A 16,248-nucleotide genomic window follows, 5' to 3' on the forward strand; every position below is an offset into this window, starting at 1 on the left:
GCAGAGCTTGGCTTGGAGGAGTTGGTCACTATTCGAGATCCCTGTTACCGGGGTTACGTGATGGATCGCTATTGAGGAATCCAAAGACAAACAAACTGATGAAGAATATGACTGTGATATAGACCACTATTTTTAAAGTAAGCATAAATAAATAATCTCCGTATAAATATCTAATAATTTATCCTATGTTAAATCTTATAGGAAAAGATGGGAATTCCTTATACTTCCTTAAGATTGGCTGTTTCGTGTTGAGTATAAATACTTAAATAGGTAGCTGGGTATAGTATAAAGCCCCAGAATCTGTAGCGCACGCGCAGCGTGCGCTACAGATTCTGGGGCTTTATATTTAATTGCGCCTAGCCATTTACCTAATTGGAATCTAATTGGAGGGAATGGGGCTTCGTGCGTGCAGCTAAAAAAACTGTCCTAGAAGCTGCGATCGCTCTATGTATAGGGACACCTGACTGGCGATCGCCCGCAATAACTTTTCGTCAAACTTTGAATAGGACAGGGTAATTTCATGGACGTTTTCTAAGGTGATTGAAACATCTTGAACCTTACGATTTATTAACTGAAAAACGCCGATCGTCCTTTTTTGCGAGTCAAACATTGGTACTGCCAAAACTGAGCGAGTCCTGTACTCAATATCGCGATCGAAGGTCTTGTGATGTCGATATTCCGCATTATCGGGTAGGGCATGGGCATCAGACAGGTTAAGTGTTTCGCCAGTGAGGGCAACATAGCCGACGATACTGTCTTGATTGAGGGGGACTGCAAAATTAACGAGAGAGCGATCGGGCTGGGAGTCGTTTTGAGAAACTTCAAAGCAGACAGTATGAACTGAAGTAGAGCGATCGATAAGATAAATACTGCCTGCATCACTGGCAGTCATTTTGCGTGTAGAGCTTAGTGCTAACTCCAAGAAAGCCCTTAGGTCTTTTGTGTTAGTTAAAGACATGGCTAATGCTAACAGATCGTCGAGTAAGCATTTGTAATAGTCCACTTGCTCTACTAGTAACTGAGGACTCAATTGGGAGAGATCCTCAGAGGTTTCTGTTTGCCAGCCTAAGTCAGGGGTCATGGATATCGCCAGTATCTTGGTTACGTCCTGCTTAACCTAAATAAAACTAAGTCATTAGTTATAGCAGTTCTATCTATGCGAACAATACTAGCAAAATCACCTCAGAAAAATACTAAATCTAAGTACTAAATCTAAGTACTAAATCTAAGTACTAAATCTAAGTAACGTGAATTCGGGATAATTTGAAACGGGCTTTGAGAAAGGGTTTGCTACACAAACCCTTTCTCAAAGCCCAGAAGTAATACCAAAGCTCAAAATGGCGTAGCCATTTCTTTGCTGGGTATAAGGAGAGGGAAAGATTTTGCTTAGCCCCTCTACCTGTTGAGATTTATTCTGAGAGTTATTCCTCGTCGTCGTCATCGTCCCCATATTGGAGATCGTCAATGGGATAGACATCTGGCCAAGCAGATGCTCCATGCTCATATACATCAATGCCAATGCGATCGGCTTCAGGATTGACCCGCAACATACCTAAGGCTTTGAGGGAGCCAAACATTAGAAATGAGAAGACAACTGCAAATACAGCGATCGCAGCTACACCTCCTAGCTGCACCCCCAGTAAGTCAAATCCGCCACCCAAGAATAAGCCCGATTTCTTATTGATCGTGAGCGCTGGATGTCCAAATAAACCCACCGCGATCGTCCCCATCATGCCGCAGGATCCATGTACGGCAAATGCGCCTACAGGGTCATCAATCTCAAACCATTCAATGATGTCTACTACTATTAAGACAAGCACACCTGCCACAAGTCCAATGAGGGCGGCGGCCCAAGGCATGACATAGGCGCAACCTGCTGTAATGGCAACTAATCCTGCAAGCGAACCATTTAGTCCACAAAAGAGGTGCCACTGACGGAAGCGGAAATAAATGTATAAAAAGGCTGACATCGCTCCAGCCGCAGCAGCTAAGGATGTATTGACAACGACTAGACTAACTAACCCAGGATTGCTCATGGTTAGGGCTGATCCTGGATTAAATCCATACCAACCAAACCAGAGGATCATTGCGCCAATGGTGGCATAGCCGAGGTTATGGGCTGGTGGGATTTGTCCCCAAATGCGATCGGGGCGCGGTCCAAGTAAATACGCTCCAACTAAGGATGTCCATCCCCCAAGGGTATGCACGACGGAGCTACCTGCAAAATCGTGATAGTTAAGTTTGTTAAGCCATCCCCCACTATTCCAAGCCCAATGTACTACCAGTGGATACATAACTGCGCCCATGATAGTTGTGTAGATTAAATCCCCTTTAAAGTCAGTCCGCTCAGCCATTGAGCCTGTAGTAATCGTGCTTGATGTGGCGGCAAAGGCAAATTGAAAGAAAAAGAGAGTTAAGGTACTAATGGGAGCGCTAGAGCCACCTGCACCCATTGCATAGTCGATCGTTCCGTTATTGATCGTAAAGGCATTATTTAAGAAGAATCCGTCCGTTCCCCATAAACCATTGCTGGTCGTACCAAAGGCGATCGCAAAGCCCGTTACCCACCAAGCTAGAAGCGTGGTTGCGGCATCCACGAAATTTTCTGCAAGGGTATTAACGACCGATGTTTGCCTCACTAGCCCCGCCTCTAGCATGGCAAAACCGCATTGCATAAAAAATACTAAGAAGCCTGTAAGGAGTACCCAGGTTGTATCAATGGATAGGCGTAGTTCTCCTGTGGTTTTACTCACTGATTCTAAGGTCGTACTCTCGACTGCCTGGGCGATCGTTGGCGTAAATGCAGCAAATATAGCTGCCCCAATTGCGATCGCCAAAAAACGTGCCAAATAATTCTTTCTTTTTATGGTGACTTTTGTCATGATTGTATTCACGAGCCGTTATTAGGATGATTAAGATTAGCTTCTACAGAATCAATAGGATCATGCACGTAAGGTGATGATTTTGCTCTTTAGATGCTTGTAATTTGCATTTATTCCTCTAAAATTTGGTAATGTGTCGTTCATCCCCATATTTCGATCGCTAGAGAAATAAATCAAAGATTTTTAGAAATTGATGTTCGCTCAGCCCTTATTTGTTATACGTTTAAAGGACGATCTGTAAAAGTGTCGATTAGTACAGTCAATATTGAGTAATTCATTGAGTAATTCCTACAAAAGGAATCCTAAATCTGTTATTACAAATATTTAAGGGAGTCGGGAAGAGCAAGGACTTTCGCAATAATCTGTGATCTTTGTCACAAAATTGGGGGGTTGCGATCGTCATTTTGATGTGAGAGCAGTCACCACTTTAAAAAATAAAAAGATAGATAATTTTTTCACTAGCGACGTATCTACATAATTTTCCCCGCAAGAATGCCTCCTGCGGGTTTTTTATATCCAAAAATATTTAGATATAAATATTTCAGATAAGTAGCTGAGTAGAATTAAATATAAAACCCAGAATCAAAAGATGTAGCGCACGCTGCGCGTGCGCTACATCTTTTAATTCTGGGTTTTATAGCTTTTTATAGCTACAGTTCCTTAACTTAGGACAAATCAAACCCCAAATATGAGTGGCGACGCGAAGCGTCGCCACTCATATTTGGGGTTTAACGATTCGTTACAATGTTATGGAGAAGGTTAGTAGCAAATTGCCAATACAGAGAATTATGTACTTAACATGGCTGGATAGTAATTCATGGCTGATGGAGATTGCAGGTAAGCGAATTCTGCTCGATCCTTGGCTAGTTGGAGATTTGATGTTTGGTAATGCAGCATGGTTTTTTAAGTCCGCGCGAATTACAGCGAGAGATATTCCTCAAAATATTGATTTGATATTGCTGTCACAGGGTTTACCAGATCACGCCCATCCGCCGACGCTGAAGCAGCTAGATCGGCATATTCCTGTGGTGGGTTCTCCCAGTGCTGCTAAGTTGGTCAAAGAACTTGGTTATCAAGAGGTGACTGCCCTTGCCCATGGTGAAGTGTTTCGGATCCCCAACCTTTTGGAAATTAGCGCTGTGCTAGGTTCGCCAACGGGACCCACTACCCTCGAAAATGGTTATATTTTGCGCGATCTTGTGGAGGGAAACAGCCTTTATTACGAGCCTCATGGTTATCACGCTGCGGCAATTCGCGAGTTTGCCCCGATTGATGTGGTGATTGCGCCCACGATTGATTTGAAGTTGCCCTTGATTGGGACTGTCATCAAAGGTCAGCAAGGTGCTTTGCAGGTGGCAAAGTGGTTGAATCCACAGGTTATGCTACCCACGGCAGCAGGTGGTGATTTGAGTTATAGCGGTTTATTGCTGAATATTTTGAAGGCAGAGGGAACCGTTGATTCCCTGCGATCGCTATTTGCAGAAAATAATATTTCCACACAGGTGATCGAGCCGAAACCATGGGAGAGATTTGAAGTCAAACTCCAGAAATTAGCCCAAAAAACTTAAAAAAAGGGAGCGCTAAGCGCTCCCTTTTTTTAAGTTTTAGAATTTGATTGAGGCAGTTTGCTTTTCGGGTATTTGTGTATACTCAGCTACAATTTTGCGGAATTCCTCGCCATCAAGGGTTTCTACATCTAAGAGAATATCGACGAGGCGATCGCATAAATCGCGATTTTCTTCAATCAATCGTTTTGCATGGTTGTAGCAGGTTTGGGCAATTTGACGAATTTGACGATCGATGCGATCGCCTAGCTTAATGGAATAGTCACTTTGGGGCATGAAATTACGCCCTAAGAAGACTTCACCACTTTCGGATTCTAATGCGCCCAATCCTAAATCGGACATACCAAACTGCGTCACCATTAAGCGAGTTAGTCTTGCCACCTGTTGAAAATCACCTGATGCGCCTGTGGTGATTTCCGCATCGCCAAATACTACTTCTTCGGCAGCTCTGCCGCCAAGCATCATGGTGATCGTGTCGAGGATCTGTGATCGTGATTCGAGTCCATACTCTTCGTCGGGAACTCCCTTGGCAAAGCCACCGATACCGCCAGAGCGAGGGACGATCGTGATTTTATCTAGGAGAGATGCATTTTTGAGGAGGGTCATCACTAGGGCATGACCGACTTCATGGTAAGCAACTAGACGCTTTTTCGAGCTATCCAGCATGGGTTTCATACTTAAGCCGATCGTAATGCGATCGATTGCATCGGCAATTTCTAGTTCTCCGATCGCTTCTTTATAACGTCGGGCGGCTAGGATGGCGGCTTCATTAAGGAGGTTTGCTAAGTCAGCCCCTGCAAAGCCTGGAGTTAGGCGGGCAACTGATTCTAACGAAACATGTTCGTCGAGTTTTTTGTTACGGGCATGAACTTTCAGAATTTCTTGCCGACCCTTGTAATCGGGGTAGTCGACGGTAATTTGGCGATCGAAACGCCCTGGTCGAAGTAAAGCGCTATCTAACACATCGGGGCGATTAGTTGCTGCCACCACGATTACGCCTGAATTGCCCTGAAATCCATCCATTTCCGTGAGCATTTGGTTAAGGGTTTGCTCTCGTTCGTCATTACCGCCGCCGATGCCAGCCCCACGCTGCCGACCGACTGCATCGATTTCATCGATAAAAATGATACAGGGAGCATTATCCTTGGCTTTTTGGAACAGATCGCGGACGCGGGAAGCCCCTACGCCGACGAACATTTCTACAAATTCGGAGCCCGATAACGAGAAGAAAGGAACTCCGGCCTCTCCTGCGATCGCCTTAGCGAGTAAAGTTTTACCAGTTCCTGGGGGACCGATGAGCAATACTCCTTTGGGGATTTTTGCGCCGACCGCCGTAAAGCGATCAGGTTGTTTGAGAAATGTAACGACTTCCTGTAATTCTTCCTTTGCCGTATCAATCCCCGCCACATCATCAAACATGATGCCTGTTTTCGCCTCAGGTGAAAATCTGGCTTTGGTTTTGCCAAAGCTAAGGGTTTGTCCAGGACCACCAGGGGCGTTACTGAGACGACGCAGCACCATTAATAAGATGAAAATCAGTAACATTGGCACAAAAAATGTGCTTGCCAACTGCCAGATTAAAGTTGGCTGCTGGGGCGCTTTTACTGCAATATCGACATTGTTTTCGCGCAGAGCCTTCATCAATTCGGTATTGCCATCACGGGCAATTAAGTCAACCCTGACTTTGCGCCCATCTTTCAAAACTGCTTCCGCCGCTAAGCCGTTACTTTCAAGATCGATTTTTTGGACACGATTCTCTTTTACATTTGAAAGTAGCTCGGTATAGCCTATGGTGGCGGCACTTTCACCTTCAGCCCTTGCCGCCGATGGCACGGCGATCGCTACACTTTGCAATATTGCTAAACTTACGACCGTCGTTTTGACGCGTCGCCAAAAAGTTGCCAAAAAGATTTTTTTTCCAGAAGACATCACTGCCTGTCGCTCCTTATTGCCCCGTCGATGCGGTAATCGGTTGACTTAACTATTCACCTAGTCTAATGCATTCGCTTAAAACCTGTCATAAAGTAAAGGTGACATCTAGCCGACAGAAAAGAATGATGAATTGGATTGTTGCCAACATAAAGTGGATCATGCTCTTGTCTGGTGTTCTGACCTGCACGCTGTTTTATGCGGCGATCGCCCCGCAAACTGCCCTGCGTTCTTTCTTTGGTGATGTTCTAGAAGGTCAACTTTCAGAAATCATTGTTCGTAATTGGGGTGCTTTAATCACGCTTGTAGGCGCAACGCAAATCTATGGGGCGTTTAAACCCTTAAGTCGTTCATTAATTGTAATTATTTCAATTGTCAGCAAGTTGACCTTTGTTAGTTTAGTGTTGATTTACGGTAGACAATATCTTGGTCAAGCAGGAATCGCGGTAGTGATTGATTTGCTAATAGTTGGATTATTTGTTGTTTATCTGGTCGGCGATCGCAAAAAAGCCACTAATTAACTACTTAACTAATGCATGTGCAGACGTAATTTTTGGTGGTGTGGCAAAGCCACACCACCAAAAATTGCGTCTTTATTGAGAGAGTGCACCCCTCAGGGGTACACTCTCTTAAACTATTTAGGATTACGATATATGTTAAGAAGCATAGCAATTTTAGAAAAAGATAGATTTACTTCATATTCTCTATAATCGCTGTGAGACAATTGCATTAAAATACACGCAAGTAACGCTACGCATCTTTAGCATATTTATCTCTTTATCCATGAACGCCACAACAAATATTCAGCCCTTTTCAGCCGACGATTTTGCCAATGCCCTCGCCGAACATAACTACGAATTTGCTGTGGGGCAAATCGTGAAGGGTAAGGTAGTCTCCGTTGAAAGTAGTGGCATTTATGTCGATATTGGCGCTAAATCTTTAGGTTTCCTTCCCATAGAAGAAGCAACTCTTAGCGGGTCTTCACGCTCCAATAGCGATGCTTTCCCCATTGGCAACGAGTATGAGTTTTTGATTATCAGTAGCCAGAATGCTGATGGTGAAGTGAAGCTATCTGTGCGTCGTCTGCTATTTAAGCAAGCTTGGCAAACTCTGCGCGATTATCAAGCTGAGTCTAAAGTTTTTGAAACTAAGGTCATCGGTACTAATAGTGGCGGTGTAATTGTGGACTCGGTGGGATTGCGAGGCTTTATACCACGATCGCATCTTTCGGACACCTCCGATCTGGCTAAATTGGTGGGCAAGATTTTGCCTGTGGTTGTGTTGGATGCCGATGAAACCCGTAAAAAGTTAGTACTTTCTAATCGTCAGGCTGCTAAGCTGGCGGCGATGAATCAACTCGCGAAGGGGCAACTGATTACGGGCAAGGTTACCAATATTCGCCCCTTTGGAGCCTTTGTGGAATTTGCTGGAGTTTCAGGACTGCTGCATATCAAGGAAATGAGTCAGAAACCCGTCAATGATCCCACCCATGTATTTCAAATCAACGACATCATCAAGGCTGTGGTAGTGGATATTGACGAATCTCGCGATCGCATAGCCCTTTCTACCAAGATTCTCGAACTTCATGCTGGCGAAATGTTGGATAACTCTGCCCAAGTATTTGCTGAAGCCGAGGAACGGCTTGAAAAAAATATCAGTAAGCTGTGGGAAGCCTAAGCGTATAGTGAGAAGCGATCGCTATATAATTTGTTTTGGCAAGAGTAAGCATTGCTTTGGCTTAATATATTAGTAGTTCTGAAAATATTTAAAATAAGCAAAAAAGAGTCAAATTTATGGAAACTAATTTTCTTGGTCTTTTGGCAACCGTCCTCGCTGTATTTGTCCCCACCGTCTTCTTGCTAACCCTGTATATCCAAACATCTAGCCGTGAAGAAGGTCAGAGCAGCAAGTAAATAAACTAAATGGCTAAATTCCTGCTATTTAGAAATATCAAAAGAAGATTGGTGGCAATTTGCCGCCAATCTTTTTTTGAGGATGTATTACCATACAGCGCTTTGCGCTCAAACCCAAACCAAGAAAAACTTTAAAAGCGTTGCGAAGCAACGCTTTTAAAGTTTTTCTTGTGGTTCGTTTAATCGATAATTACTGTATGACATTTGAGGTTTTCCCAATTCGATCACCATTAATTGATTATTGCTTATGGCGATCGCTTTCATTTGAGCGGCGTTGAGGGCTGTCTTATCCCTTTATGTTAATCTCAAGATTAATAGCGAATAAAACTTTGAGGAAAAGCTGATGACACAGGCTTACTTAGAGACACAGGATATCCACGAATCAGCGATCGCTAATAATTCCCTTGATTCACTTACGGCACTCTATGAATGTGACTTTAATCTTTGGGTTGAGGCAACAGCCCAGCTATTGCGTGAGGGCAGATTAGCAGACCTAGATGTGGGGAATTTAATCGAAGAAGTGGAATCGATGGGAAATAGTGATAAACACGCTTTAAGTAGTGATTTAGTCGTGGTTTTATTACATTTGCTTAAATGGCAATATCAACCAAATAAACGAACAAGGAGTTGGGAAAAAAGTATCGCTGAACATCGTCGTCGGATTCGGAAGATTTTCAAGAGTAGTCCTAGTTTAAGGAATTATTTTCAGCAAATTTTTGATGAATGTTATCTTGATGCTAGAAAACAAGCAAAAATTGAAACAAGATTACTTTTAGAGCATTTTCCTGTAAATTCACCATTTACATCTCAGCAAGTGCTTGATGAAGACTTTTTGCCTGAGTAGGAGAATCGCCACAAATGTTTGGAGCGCGATGGCAAAATCTAAATTTACGTTCTCTGTTGCGGGGTAACGTTTACACGGATAAAATGCGCCCATAACCTAGTTCTTCAGCAAGGATAACGAGGGAGGAATCGGCTAAATCCATGGGGAGATTGGCATATTGTTGCATGAGTTGAGCAATCCTTGGTGCGTGATGAGATTGAAGATCAAATAGCTCAAATGCTTTGTTTGCGATCGAGGTCATGAAAGCGGCTTGTGCTGGTACTCCTTTTCGTTTTGGCAACATATAACAGGTTTCTGTGACGACACACCATGTTGTAATCAGTTGTTAGTCAATCTGTTGGAGTGTACGTTTAACGTGAGTTCGGGATAATTTGAAACGAGCTTGGAGAAAGGGTTTGCTACGCAAACCCTTTCTCCAAGCCCAAAAGCAAAAGCCTTGCGTAGCAAGGCTTTTGCTTTTGGACTTTTAAAACTTGCCAGCTTAATCCGAACTGACGTTACGTTTAGCTGATTTGTGATAAGTGTCTTGTTGATCTGCTAGGGCTAACCAGAAGCCTGTGTCAACGATTACCATATTTTGCCTCAAGTTCTGTTGCTAGGACTTGTTTGTAGTTAACTGATAGGTCGCTTTCTACTGAGCAGCAACCAATAAATCCTGATTCTTCTAGCAGTTGAAAGGGTGTTTTTTGCTTTTTTAGTTTTAGTTTTTGGTAATAGTCGTTAATAGCGGCGCGAAGAATTTCAGGCAGTTCTTGATTGGTTTGCTGCTGAATATAGGTGAGTTTGTCGGTGGTTTCGCGATCGATTTGGGTGGTGATTTGTGACATTGCAGATTGCCTAGAAAGTTTAGGAATTAATATTTTGTCTTTGCTCCTTTTCTATCTCCTAACGCATATTTTGCAACACCGCGATTAACATAAGCTTCTGTATACTTTTGATCAAGAGTGAGTGTTTGGTCATAGTCTGCGATTGCTCCTCTTTTATCTCCTAACTCAGATATTGTGCATTAACTCCTGAAAAAACAAAGACTGGTGCAGCAAGCAACTCTCACTGCACCAGTCTTTGTTTTAATCTCTTTATTAAGGCGCTAAAGCATTGCCTCTTAGCAAACTGCCGATCGTCTTGGCAGTAATCTTCAACTGCGTGAAAGGATTAGCAGGTACGACGGTTTTGTAGAGATAGCTGTCAAAGGTAAGCTTTTGCACATCTTTATCAGCACACATTTCTACAAAGGCTTCACGGGTAGCATTTGTAGCGTAGAAAACATTTTGGAGAATATCAAGCACTTTATAGGTCAATCCATATTGCTTGTCCCAGCGCTTGATGTAAACCTTAAGATCGGCTTCGGTGGGGATGCGTTTACCAGCTTCAGCAAATTCCACGATCGCTTCAGCACACATCCGACCCGATTTAGCCGCGAAGTAGATACCTTCACCACTGGACTTGGTAACGTAGCCAGCCGCATCGCCAACTAAGGCGACACGACCGACGACACGACGGGGACGGGGATGCTCAGGAATGGGATGGGCTTCAACCTTAATTACTTCGCCACCTTCGATTCTGGGCAAAGCGCGAGCACGGATACCTGCTTGCAATTGCTTGATCATGCGTTGGTTTTTATGCATCGTGCCAGTACCAACGGCGACATGATCGTATTTGGGGAAGACCCAAGCGTAGAAATCAGGCGAAACATCATCGCCCACATACATTTCGGCTAAATCTTTGTAATACTCCATTTTGTCTGGAGAGATGCGGATCCGCTCTTGGAAGGCGATCGCATAGTTATAGTCACCAGCATCGATCGCTTTAGCAACTACGGAGTTAGCCCCATCTGCACCGACGATGAGATCGACTTCGAGAGTACGCATGATCCCTTCGTTACCACCCTCGGCAAAATCTGAGTAGGTGAGGACATAAGGTTGCTTGCCATTCTCCGTGATCTTGATATCAAGAATCCGACCGTTGATTAGTTTTGCGCCAAGGTCAGCAGCGCGATTGCGTAAAAATGCATCTAAAATTTCGCGACGGCACATACCGATATATTCATCGGGATTGTCTAATTTAATGTCTACTTCCACATTGCTGGGAGAGATCATTTTCATGTTGCGGACGCGGCGATCGATAATTTCAGGGGGTAAATCAAATTCAGAAACCATACATAGAGGAATTGCTCCACCGCAGGGTTTGGCGTTGTCCAGTTTACGCTCAAATATGTAGGTCTCAATTCCTGCTTTGGCAAGTGTTTCAGCCGCACAGGAACCCGCAGGTCCGCCGCCTACAACAGCAACTCGTAATGTCAAAATGCGCTCCTAAAGCTTTATTTAATCGGGTTTTAACTAATTTGGATGTTAGCATTGCCACCTATGCGATTGGGGCAAAATTGATGAATATTAACATTTGTATTGTTTTGTGTATCGCTAAGGTTGCTGTTTTCCCAAAATCCATAAAGATGAGTGGCGGCGCTAAGCGCCGCCACTCATCTTTATGGATTTTGACGTTTTTCAATTAAGCGCCGTATAGCCAAGGATTTTCTACCCTTGGCTGCGTAAGCTTCGCATACAAGTAGCTAGGAAAGCCCTTAAAGTTGCGCCCCTACGGGGCAACCCAATAGAGAGTTGCGGCGCTTCGCGCCGCAACTCTCTATTGGGTTTGATGTCCTGACTTAAATGAATATAGCTATCTTGCACAAGCACTACATCTCCCAGATGTTGAGAAACCGACAGATGAATGAGGTTGTGTTGTAAATGTTGTGTTAGTTTTTAGGGAGATCTCACAGACAGAGCTAAATATGAAATATCTCACAGACGCGATCGCCAATATTTCCTCGCAATTGGTTGCTAGATCTGCCGCCTCGATCGCCTCGATCGCCTTATTTAGTCTGCTGGGTGGCATATTTGCCCAACCTAGCGAAGCTGCTGACACCATCAATTTCCGCTTTAATATTTTTGAAGTTTCCGTATCCGTTGATGACCTCGAAACTTTTTCTAAAACTGGCGAATTGCGTGGTGCTCTGGAAACTGCATCCCGCTATATTTCTGCGGCAGACATGGCGACTTTTCGGCGGATCCTCACCGAGCGAGCCGATGTGCCTGTGGCGCTACTGTCTAGATTTTTATACACATCCCAAGGAGAAAGGGCGTTAGATATCCTCGGAGATTTTATTAGAACTGGTCCCGAGCTATCAGGTAATCGTGCAATTCGAGCCGCTGCTGTTTTGGCAGATGCCGATAAGGAGACTGGTTTATCTTTGCTCGGCTTTTTACGAAAATTTCCAACATCGGATATTTATTTTGACATTCAGGAAGGATTACAAACTGTTGGCGAATTGAGTGATCTGCTGCAAAATACCCAAAAAGTTGTACAGATAGTTAATGACGAAGCAATTAAAACTGCCAAGTCAACTGCATCCAATTCCACCCCTTCTATAGCTCCGTTAGCCGATTTGCGCGATAAGGGTAATGTTTCATGGGAGCGGACTAGTCTCAAAGCGCCAGCCCTAGATAACCGCTATGAGATTCCCTTTTATTTGTTTGTTCCCAAAACTACTAGCGCTAAGTCCGAACCTTTGTCGGCGATCGTCATCTATCCTGGATTATTGTCTAACCGCGAACCATTGCTCTACCTTGCTGAACATTTAGCATCCTATGGATTTGCGGTGGTATTGACGATTTCCCCTAACAGCAGTGATGAACAGTTAAATAAATTGATTATCGGTGCGGCTAGTGAGATTGCCCCACCTGAAAGCTTTATCGAGCGTCCGCAGGATATAACTGCCGTTCTAAACTATCTCGAAAAATCGCCCCAAACGTCTAATGTGAACTGGCAAAATGTGGGCATGGTTGGACATTCCTTTGGTGGTTATGCTGCACTGGCTCTAGTCAGTGATGCCCAGCTTCAATTTGCCGATCTGAGCGAGGCATGTCAAGGCAAGTATAAATGGAATGTATCCTTACTGCTGCAATGTGTGGCTTTAAGATTGCCCAACCAAAACTATAAGTTAGGAGATCCAAGGATTAAATCGGCGATCGCGGTTAACCCCGTGACCAGCCATGTCTTGGGCAAAGCTAACCTGAGCAAGATCACAGTACCGATCGCGATCGTTGGTAGTGCGGATGATACCTTTGCTCCCGTGGTTTCCGAGCAAATTGTGCCCTTTACATGGTTGACTACCCCTAATCGCTACTTAGTGCTGCTTAATCGCGCGGGGCATACTGCGGTAACGGCTGTTACTTCTAGCGATCGCCTCAGTCCTGAAATCAGTAGTGCTTTAGCAGGTCCCAACCCGATTGCCGCACAGGATTATCTCAAGTTACTGAGTGTTGCTTTTTTCAAAACATACTTAACGCAAGAGACTGGCTATGCTGGCTATATCACCACCGACTATTTTGCGAATATTTCTACCCCTGATGCTCAGGTAAGTCTATTGCGATCGCTCAGCAGTGACAAAATTGACTCGGCAATTAAAAATTAGCTAAGACTATACACACCTCAATAAGAGAAGGTTGGCGCGAAGCGTCAACCTTCTCTTCCTAATGCAAGTGGCTACGCGGCTACAGTTCATACAATTAAGGCGAAAAAAAATTACTTAATGCTTCTTAACAAGTCAACCTTATTTCTAGATATAACTACCCATAAATTAGGGACTAGTCGTAAAATAGGCATTCAGATAGGTATTTAAACTGCAATTTATCAACAAAAACCTTTATTCAGCGCGAAAGAAAGCATAAGAGAAAATATGGTAGCTACCCCTTCTAAACCCGATGTAAGCCAGTCAAACCAACAAAAGGTTAACGGGACTGGCCGACGCGAAACGATCCTAACCCCACGCTTTTACACGACTGACTTTGAAGCGATGGCAAACATGGACATCTTCAATCTCAAGCCAGACTACGAAGCTATCCTCGAAGAATTTAAATTTGACTATAACCGTCGGCACTTCGTCCGTACTGCTGACTTCAACCAATCATGGGATCATATCGATCCCCAAGTGAAAGAACATTTCCGCGTTTTCCTTGAAGGATCTTGCACCTCTGAATTTTCAGGATTTTTGCTTTACAAAGAAATTGCTGTCAAAATTAAAGACAAAAACCCTCTAATGGCTGAAATTTTCAGCCTGATGAGCCGTGACGAGGCCCGTCATGCTGGATTCTTGAATAAGGCAATGCCAGACTTCGATCTTCAACTCGATCTCTCGACCTTATCAAAAACCAAGAAATACGTTTACTTTGCTCCCAAGTTCATTTTCTACGCTACCTATCTGTCGGAAAAGATTGGTTACTGGCGCTACATCAAGATTCACCAGCATTTCCTCGCTCATCCCGAATATCGGGTTTATCCCATCTTCAATTTCTTTGAAAATTGGTGTCAAGACGAAAGCCGTCATGGTGATTTCTGTAGCCTGCTTCTCCGTAGCGAAACTAATAATATTAAAGGGATCAGAGCTAATCTTTGGAGCAAGTTCTTCTTACTTTCGGTATTTGCCACCATGTATCTGAACGATATTTGCGTGCGTAATGAGTTCTATGAATCAATTGGCATGGACACCAGAAAGTATGTGGACGAAGTTCTGCGCGAAACCAATCGCGATGCTGCCAAAGCGTTTCCCGTGATTCTCGATCTAGAAAATCCTAAGTTTTGGAATTGTCTGAAGAAGTGCGAAGAGAACAATGCCAAGCTCGTCAAGATTGATGAATCTAATTCTCCTGAATGGTTGAAGAAGATGCAAAAGCTTCCCTATCTCGCTAACAACGGTTTGCAGTTCCTGACCATGTATTTACAACCTTCTATCCCTGCACCAAAGGGAGTTGTTTTGTAAAGACAAAGGCTCAATAGGTGAATCAGGGAGGTGAGGAAAGTAGAGAGTGGAGCAAAGCACTGAGCAAAGCTTTGCCCCTCCTCTTAGCATTATGAACAAACTCAAAGAAGCTTAAATACAAAGGCAACTTTTCTTGAGATATGCCACGATGAGGACGTAACTAAGAGCGCAAAAGCGACCAGAAGCCTTCCATCGTATTGACATGAACCTTGCAAAAGCCATGCCATCACCATCTTCATCTCTAGCATATTCTCCTGAGCCATGACAAAGAGTTTTGTGAGCATAGCCCCAATCTTGTAAAGGGTTATAGATAGCGTATTCGTCCGTGTAAACCAAAGTACCAAGAGAGACTGTCAAGGATTTTGTGTAAAGTCTAGAAGCTAGATGTGGAGACGATCCTCGAAGAGGATGGCAAAGCGATTAAGAGCAGGCTTCCAATCGCGAATGGAGCCTTGTCCATTTCTTCGAGATATTCCGCATTGCCAAATAAACCAGTTTGAAAGCAGGGTCATCAGATGGAAAAATCTGTTGAGATTTAATTAACGTGAGTTCGGGTTAAGAAACAGAAGGCAAAGCCCACTCCATAAGCAAAGAAGGCTTCTTAGGTTGGTGACAATAAGCAATAAGCCCGCAAATGACATTGATCATGGCGTTGATGGGACTGCGATGACGAGAATGTTCAATCTGTGAAATATTTTTGAGTTGGTCAATGATCGTCTCAATGATTGAGCGTTTGCGAGAAAGCAGCTTATCAGTCAAGCGCATCAAGCGATTTTTCATATTGCGCTTTGGTTTGGCAAAGAACTCAATGCCAAAATTCTGGAAGAGTTGAGATGCTAACGACTGAGATACATAACCACGGTCAGCAAACACCTTGCCAAACATAAATTTGAGCAAATCAGGGATAGGTTTACGGTCATCGACATTGCCTAGAGTAATTTGGATATTTAGCAACTCACCGCACTCATTGACGAGTAAATGCAATTTGAACGAGAGTGTAGAGTATTTTGTGTAAAGTCTGGGATATATACAGAGAGATAATCTAGACACCCAATAACTAACACTAAAACCGATGAATATAGGCAAAGAACTGCTCGATGAATTGCTGAAAGAATGTAAAACACCACCCGACTTATTCGGAGAAGGAGGAATCCTGAAACAACTAACCACCGCACTAGTGGACTGGAGTTTAGACTAAAAAAGGAAAAAAAGGCAGAGTAAAAGAGATACAAACTGCCTAAAGTAGATGAAAAAGAAAAGCACATCTACAGTCATGATTATTGATAAACTACAGAACTTT

General features: G+C 43.6%; 15 protein-coding genes and 4 pseudogenes. 8 read left to right on the plus strand and 11 right to left on the minus strand.

Annotated elements, in window-relative coordinates:
• Window positions 1-28: 28 nt before the first annotated feature.
• The 3 genes from PSE7429_RS24180 to PSE7429_RS04470 all read right to left on the minus strand — a co-directional run bounded on the left by PSE7429_RS24180 (window position 29) and on the right by PSE7429_RS04470 (window position 2,882).
• On the minus strand, window positions 29-145 hold the full coding sequence (locus PSE7429_RS24180) for a photosystem II reaction center protein I (RefSeq protein ID WP_071590106.1): 117 nt from the start codon (window positions 143-145) through the stop codon (window positions 29-31).
• A gap of 267 nt (window positions 146-412) precedes the next feature.
• Entirely contained in the window at window positions 413-1,081 is a 669-nt protein-coding gene (locus PSE7429_RS04465; protein WP_009625874.1) for a GAF domain-containing protein, read from the minus strand.
• 340 nt (window positions 1,082-1,421) lie between these two features.
• Window positions 1,422-2,882, minus strand: a complete 1,461-nt coding sequence (locus tag PSE7429_RS04470) for an ammonium transporter (RefSeq protein ID WP_009625875.1) — start codon at window positions 2,880-2,882, stop codon at window positions 1,422-1,424.
• Window positions 2,883-3,670: 788 nt separating this feature from the next.
• Between PSE7429_RS04470 and PSE7429_RS04475 the strand changes: the two genes are divergently transcribed.
• Window positions 3,671-4,450 (plus strand): MBL fold metallo-hydrolase, encoded by a 780-nt coding sequence (locus PSE7429_RS04475; protein WP_009625876.1) that lies wholly within the window; start codon window positions 3,671-3,673, stop codon window positions 4,448-4,450.
• A 36-nt stretch (window positions 4,451-4,486) separates the two neighbouring features.
• On the opposite strand, the gene ftsH is transcribed toward PSE7429_RS04475, so the two are convergent.
• Complete coding sequence (ftsH, locus tag PSE7429_RS04480; protein WP_009625877.1) at window positions 4,487-6,376, minus strand: ATP-dependent zinc metalloprotease FtsH; 1,890 nt, start codon at window positions 6,374-6,376, stop codon at window positions 4,487-4,489.
• A gap of 125 nt (window positions 6,377-6,501) precedes the next feature.
• Between ftsH and PSE7429_RS04485 the strand changes: the two genes are divergently transcribed.
• From PSE7429_RS04485 to PSE7429_RS04495, 4 genes are all read left to right on the plus strand, one after another.
• On the plus strand, window positions 6,502-6,897 hold the full coding sequence (locus PSE7429_RS04485) for a hypothetical protein (protein ID WP_009625878.1): 396 nt from the start codon (window positions 6,502-6,504) through the stop codon (window positions 6,895-6,897).
• A gap of 262 nt (window positions 6,898-7,159) precedes the next feature.
• On the plus strand, window positions 7,160-8,053 hold the full coding sequence (locus tag PSE7429_RS04490; protein WP_009625879.1) for a S1 RNA-binding domain-containing protein: 894 nt from the start codon (window positions 7,160-7,162) through the stop codon (window positions 8,051-8,053).
• 116 nt (window positions 8,054-8,169) lie between these two features.
• Window positions 8,170-8,289, plus strand: a complete 120-nt coding sequence (gene psbM, locus PSE7429_RS24185) for a photosystem II reaction center protein PsbM (RefSeq protein ID WP_009625880.1) — start codon at window positions 8,170-8,172, stop codon at window positions 8,287-8,289.
• 343 nt (window positions 8,290-8,632) lie between these two features.
• Window positions 8,633-9,133, plus strand: a complete 501-nt coding sequence (locus PSE7429_RS04495) for a DUF29 domain-containing protein (RefSeq protein ID WP_009625881.1) — start codon at window positions 8,633-8,635, stop codon at window positions 9,131-9,133.
• Window positions 9,134-9,203: 70 nt separating this feature from the next.
• Here PSE7429_RS04495 and PSE7429_RS25905 read toward each other — a convergent pair whose 3' ends face one another.
• The 4 genes from PSE7429_RS25905 to chlP form a co-directional block, all read right to left on the minus strand.
• Window positions 9,204-9,416: a PIN domain-containing protein gene (locus PSE7429_RS25905; RefSeq protein WP_009625882.1), complete on the minus strand. Its 213-nt coding sequence runs from the start codon at window positions 9,414-9,416 to the stop codon at window positions 9,204-9,206.
• Window positions 9,417-9,693: 277 nt separating this feature from the next.
• Window positions 9,694-9,960: a hypothetical protein gene (locus tag PSE7429_RS04505; protein WP_009625884.1), complete on the minus strand. Its 267-nt coding sequence runs from the start codon at window positions 9,958-9,960 to the stop codon at window positions 9,694-9,696.
• Window positions 9,961-9,986: 26 nt separating this feature from the next.
• Window positions 9,987-10,133 carry a tetratricopeptide repeat protein gene (locus tag PSE7429_RS25910; RefSeq protein ID WP_144052480.1) on the minus strand — a complete coding sequence of 49 codons (147 nt, stop codon included), beginning with the start codon at window positions 10,131-10,133 and terminating at the stop codon, window positions 9,987-9,989.
• 79 nt (window positions 10,134-10,212) lie between these two features.
• Window positions 10,213-11,433 carry a geranylgeranyl reductase gene (gene chlP / locus PSE7429_RS04510; protein WP_009625885.1) on the minus strand — a complete coding sequence of 407 codons (1,221 nt, stop codon included), beginning with the start codon at window positions 11,431-11,433 and terminating at the stop codon, window positions 10,213-10,215.
• Window positions 11,434-11,921: 488 nt separating this feature from the next.
• Here chlP and PSE7429_RS04515 point away from each other — a divergent pair, with 488 nt between their 5' ends.
• Both PSE7429_RS04515 and acsF read left to right on the plus strand, forming a co-directional pair.
• Entirely contained in the window at window positions 11,922-13,604 is a 1,683-nt protein-coding gene (locus PSE7429_RS04515) for an alpha/beta hydrolase (RefSeq protein WP_009625886.1), read from the plus strand.
• A gap of 264 nt (window positions 13,605-13,868) precedes the next feature.
• Window positions 13,869-14,948: a magnesium-protoporphyrin IX monomethyl ester (oxidative) cyclase gene (acsF, locus tag PSE7429_RS04520; protein WP_009625887.1), complete on the plus strand. Its 1,080-nt coding sequence runs from the start codon at window positions 13,869-13,871 to the stop codon at window positions 14,946-14,948.
• 22 nt (window positions 14,949-14,970) lie between these two features.
• Here acsF and PSE7429_RS24195 read toward each other — a convergent pair.
• The 3 pseudogenes from PSE7429_RS24195 to PSE7429_RS04530 all read right to left on the minus strand — a co-directional run.
• Window positions 14,971-15,299 (minus strand): annotated as a pseudogene (locus PSE7429_RS24195) (transposase); the annotation flags it as partial.
• A 29-nt stretch (window positions 15,300-15,328) separates the two neighbouring features.
• A pseudogene (locus PSE7429_RS27060) lies at window positions 15,329-15,476 on the minus strand (IS256 family transposase); the annotation flags it as partial.
• 27 nt (window positions 15,477-15,503) lie between these two features.
• Window positions 15,504-15,938, minus strand: a pseudogene (locus PSE7429_RS04530) (IS982 family transposase); the annotation flags it as partial.
• A gap of 82 nt (window positions 15,939-16,020) precedes the next feature.
• Here PSE7429_RS04530 and PSE7429_RS27515 point away from each other — a divergent pair.
• A pseudogene (locus PSE7429_RS27515) lies at window positions 16,021-16,143 on the plus strand (IS256 family transposase); the annotation flags it as partial.
• Window positions 16,144-16,248 lie beyond the last annotated feature (105 nt).

Source organism: Pseudanabaena biceps PCC 7429 (assembly GCF_000332215.1).
GTDB lineage: Bacteria > Cyanobacteriota > Cyanobacteriia > Pseudanabaenales > Pseudanabaenaceae > Pseudanabaena > Pseudanabaena biceps.